Genomic DNA, 5,167 nt, shown 5'->3' with positions numbered 1-5,167 from the left:
TATCATTAAATTAACACATATTTATAAAAAGTGACATTTTATATCTGTAATTACATAATTCTAACATATTTTTACAAAAAATTTAAAATTTGTTTTATTTTTTTATCAAATAAACTATTAAAAGTAGTTTGAAGACCATTTTTGGTAATAAAAATATCAAATCTATATGGTAAACCGAATAAATTTTTTATTTTAAGTAAATATTTTAAATCAGAATAAAAAATGATTTTATTTATTTTTTTAAAATTTTTTAAAAATTCATCTTCTAGTTCTAATAAATAAAAATATTGTAAATTTTTTTGGTGAGCAATATGGTTTCTTAATTTTTGCAAAAAATTAAAAAATGCAGTTATTTTTGCCATTGATCAATTTTTAGGAAAAATTAAATTTATAAAATTATTATTTTTTCCAAATTCGCTTACTATTTTAAATAAAGAAATTAAAGTTCCTAATTCAAATTTTTCTATATCTCTTCAAATATAATTGCAATCTTTATATTTTTTATTTTTTCCATTAAAAATTTAAATTCCTTTATTTCAAATGCTTTTTGTTGTAGTTTATATAATAAATTTTTCTTTTCTTTTTTTTGTAGATTTAATTTATGTAATATATTGTTTATACATATATTATTATTTAAACATTTATAATTAAGTTCATATATCTCATTTTTACCATCAATAAAATATAAAAATTTATTTGTTTTAGTGTGATATTTAAAATAAATTTTTTTTCTTTCGTTTTCACTTATAATAAATTCAAAATTTTCTTTTGGCTTATAATTTTGCAAAAATATTTTTCAATTTTCGTCAACTTTTAATTTTTTTTCATCTTTATATATCTTCATACACATTGCTATATAATTGCTAATTTGACTTTTCAATTTTCCTTCTATTTCAAGAATTTTTTTAAATAATAAAATAGAAATTTTTTTATTATTTTCATTAATTTCTTTTAATAAATTAAATGAAAAATCTTCATAATATATATGTTTTTTCATTTTTGAATTAATAAATAATTGTTTAAAAATATTGTTTTTACTAATTTTATTTATAGATAAATTTTCTTTTCATTCATTTAAATTAAAATCTTCTGTTTTCTTTGCAAAAGCAATTTTATAAGGTGTTATAAATTGAATATAATTATTACTTTTTAAATACTCTTCAGCTGCCGTTTCATCTTCAATTTGCATTTTCTTTTCTTTTTTTAACCTTTGAACTTGTTGGTAGAAAGTTAAAAATACTTTTCTATTTGTTTCATTCATAATTTAATTATATTACTTTTAAATTTGTTTATTAAAAATCAGAAGCATAAACTTCTGATAAAAATAATATTTATATTTAGAATTAATTATTATTTAAAAGTTTAATATGAATTGTATTTTTATTAATTACTTCATTTTTAATTTCATTATTAGAGTTTGCACCTAAATAAATTGGTTTGATACCTAGTGCTATATCTAAAAAATTATTAAGACCATAAGATATTTTCTTCACATTTACAATTTCATATTCAAAATAATCTCTTGTTACAGGAGGATTATAAGTATCTTTTAAAATATTATAGCTATCATTTAAAAATCTAATTAAATTAGTTTTTTGCTCTAAATAAAGTAATTTTTCTTTGGAACTGCTTTTTTGATTAATTTCTTCTAGCATTTGATCAGCAGTTTCTTGTGTTGTGGATTTTATTCCATATCTTGCATTCATATTTTTATATTCACTTGAAGAAAATAATTGTGATTGCAATGATAAATAAGCAAATAAATCTTTAGAATTTTTATTTGTATATTGATTATAACCAGAAACTCATAATGGGGTTACTTGATTTGTATATTTATCTTCTGGTGAATGTTGATTAAATCAAAACATTAACTTATATTGCATCATCCCAAGTGGTGCATAACCAGTAGTTTTGTGTGGTTGATAAACATCTTCATCATCTTTATACTTTACAAAATATACTTTAAATTTATTTGTATCATAACTTGTAAGTACTTTATCAATATCTAAAAATTCAGCTAATTTTTGGTCATTTAGTTCAATAATAATTGAAGGTTTACCAAATGAAGAATCTAAATCATCTCTATTATTATATTTAGGATCGCTAAATGCTTCATCAAATTCTTTGGTTGATTTTCTTGAACCTTCTTTTGAAATTGATACTAAAGAATCAAATAAGTTTGTATTAGTTTTATTTTTATTAATTCAAGTTTGTGAATATAAATTACTTATATTTAATGTTTTGGATTTTGACTGTTCTGTACCACTTACTAATTTAAAAGTTAAGGTTAAAGTTCCATTTAATTCATCTTGGTTACTAAAACTATTTTCATCAAACTCAAAAGTAATATTATCATCGAATTTATTGATAGAAAGATTTGATAAATCAAAAAATTTAAATAAATCTTTTTCTTTCAATAATTCTGCTTTAATACCAGAAGTTCATCAATGCTTTTTTAACTCAAGTCTTTGAATTTGATCAATGAAACTATTTAATTGATCACTAGTTAATTGGTTTTTATTTACTTTTGTTTCAATTATTTTAAAAGAGTTATTATCAACTTGATTAATATGAATATTTCCTATTCCTAATATTTTATATGATGCTCCAAAATCTAAATTTGAACTAAAAACATCTAGTTGATTTGTTTGTTTATTTCATTGACTTTGTAAATTTATATAAGTATTTGTTAAACCATTTTTTTCCACTACAACCATAGGATTTTGTTTAAAAATAAAGGGATTTTCTTTATTATCATTATTTAGAGATAAACTGATTTTATGTTCATAGTTATGTTTGTCAAATAAATAATTTATAGAATTAATTATATTATTTTTTTCTTTTGCAATTTCCACTTGTATTTCATTTGTACCTTTATTAATTGCAGAAACAAAAATTGGTTTATTGTTTAAAGTAACTTTAGAAACTTTAAAATTTCCGCTTGGCATTTGAGTTAAATTTAATGTTCCTGCATAATTATTATTATTGGTTTTAGTTAAAGGTATAACTCATAAACCACCATAATCACTTTCTATTGTTGCCTGAACATTTTCATTGCTTTGTTCTGTTAAATCTAATGATATATTTAAATTATTATTACTACTATTTAAATTAACATTTTGATATTTAATTCTATTGATATGGGTATCAATTGTAAATTCTTTTCCTTCTTTTAAAGTAAAATCCACAGTACCATAGTTATCACTTTCAATTTCTTTTACTAATTGAAAAGACTTTAATAAATAATTTTTATTAGGACGTAAATCATAATATAATGAATCACCATCAGATTCTGGATCTTCACTTAGTTGAATTCTAACATTATCAAGAGTTAATTGAGTTTTACTATTGTCTTTGAATGTTGATGTAAAGTAAAGTTTTGTATCTTCATTTGTTTCTTGATCTCTTAAAGTTGCAACAAAGAAATATTGTTGTCTTTTAAGTGGAAACATATCAATTATTCCAAAATTTAATGAAAGCACATCTGAAAGATTTTCATTAATTTTATCTTCTATTTTATAATCTAAATTATTTAAAATTACAGGTCTAGTTCACTCTTTAGTTGTAAAATTATATTCATTATTTCTAGTTGGTAAAGTTAATACACGTCCATTTAACATAACATTAGAAAGTGTATATGTTGTATGAAAATCTAAATTATCTACATTAATTTCCACAAAATTATTATCGAGATTATAATCATTTGATTTAGTTGAATTTCTATTAGTAAATTCTAAGTCAAATTCATGATGATTAGAATCTACTAACTCATTTTCATTAAATTCAATTCTAACAGTTGCTGATGTTTCAGTTACATTTTTAAATATTACATTGCTTATTGTAAAGGTATCTTCACTAACATCTTTAGATGTATTAAAACTTATTTTATTTTCTTCACTTAAAACAGCATTTTCGCTATTTAAAGTAAGTTCATTTAATTTATAATTTGTTTGTGGATTTAAATTTTCAAGAGTTAATAATAAATGATTATTTGCTAAATGTTTGAAATTAGATATTGTTATTGTTGTTGTAGCATTTGCTAAAAATTTTGCAGATAAATGACTTAATTTTTCATTAGTTAACTCTTTATTTAAAGTTAACTCAAGAACTGCAGAATTTTTAGTTTTTGAAACTAATTTAACACTTTCTAGCACTAATTCGTTTGTAGTAGTTCTAAAACTTTTATTAGTTGACTTGATGTTTAAATCTTTATTATTATATTTAATTTTATTAATAGCATATACAGTATTTGGATTTAAATTTTCTAAATGAAAATTATAGGAATTTGTTTGGGAATTAAAAGTAACTAAAATTGATTCATTATAATCACTTACTTCAACAGTAAAAAGATTAGGTTCAATATTTTCATTATTATTTAAGTTAAAAGAAATATCTAAACTATTGTTTGAAATGTTAGTTGCTTCTAAAGTTTCTACTTCATAAACTTTCTGTTCTGCTGCTTTTTTAGTTGTAAAATTAAAATCTTTATTAATAGTTTCAATTATTTTATCATTGAATCTAATATTATAAAATTTATATAAAGTTTGAGAACTTAAGTTTGAAAGTTCAAAAGTTATAATAGTTTTATTATCTTTTTTTTCTAAATTTGAAGAAACAAATTCTATATCATTAAAAGTGATTTTAAATTTTTCTTTATTATCAAATTTAGAATCATTAGAATTTATTGTTGCTTGAATTTTAGCATTTGTTTGATTCAATTCCAGTAATGAAATTGTTGCATTTTCTGTATTTTTCTGTATATTTGATAAATTATTTGATTTTTTTAAACCAAAAACAAGTCCTAATGAAGTTGCTGTTACTACTGTAGCAGCACCACCTAATATTATTAAAATTTTTTGTATCTTTTTATTTTTCATAAACACCTTTCTAAATACTTTAAATTTAAATTTTTAATTCTTACTTTATTATTATAAAACAATTTTATTTGGATTATTACTTTTTATTAAGATAATAAATTAAATATTAAAAATCATTATTTGAAAATGTATCTATATTAACTATTTAAAACTACAAAAATATATGTAATTATTTCATTAAATTAACTTATTTTTAAAATTCTAAAAATAAACACTAAATTTCTTAATTATACTAACACTTGAGAACAGGACATTATTCAAAATTTATTAAAATTTGAAAGACCTGACAA

At 19.9% G+C, this 5,167-nt stretch carries 3 protein-coding genes; all 3 read right to left on the bottom strand.

The annotated features are described in order from the left end of the window. Positions 1–71 precede the first annotated feature (71 nt). The 3 genes from ACXX87_RS03925 to ACXX87_RS03915 all read right to left on the bottom strand — a co-directional run bounded on the left by ACXX87_RS03925 (position 72) and on the right by ACXX87_RS03915 (position 4,877). Complete coding sequence (locus ACXX87_RS03925; protein WP_458573314.1) at positions 72–362, bottom strand: hypothetical protein; 291 nt, start codon at positions 360–362, stop codon at positions 72–74. Positions 363–463: 101 nt separating this feature from the next. After that, a complete protein-coding gene (locus ACXX87_RS03920; RefSeq protein ID WP_458573313.1) occupies positions 464–1,261 on the bottom strand; it encodes a hypothetical protein in 798 nt (265 codons plus the stop codon). 82 nt (positions 1,262–1,343) lie between these two features. After that, positions 1,344–4,877, bottom strand: a complete 3,534-nt coding sequence (locus ACXX87_RS03915; protein WP_458573312.1) for a hypothetical protein — start codon at positions 4,875–4,877, stop codon at positions 1,344–1,346. Between the last annotated feature and the right edge of the window lie 290 nt (positions 4,878–5,167).

Source organism: Mycoplasma sp. 613B (assembly GCF_054343485.1).
Note: the sequence above shows the minus strand (reverse complement) of the source record. Positions and strands in the feature narration are given on the sequence as shown.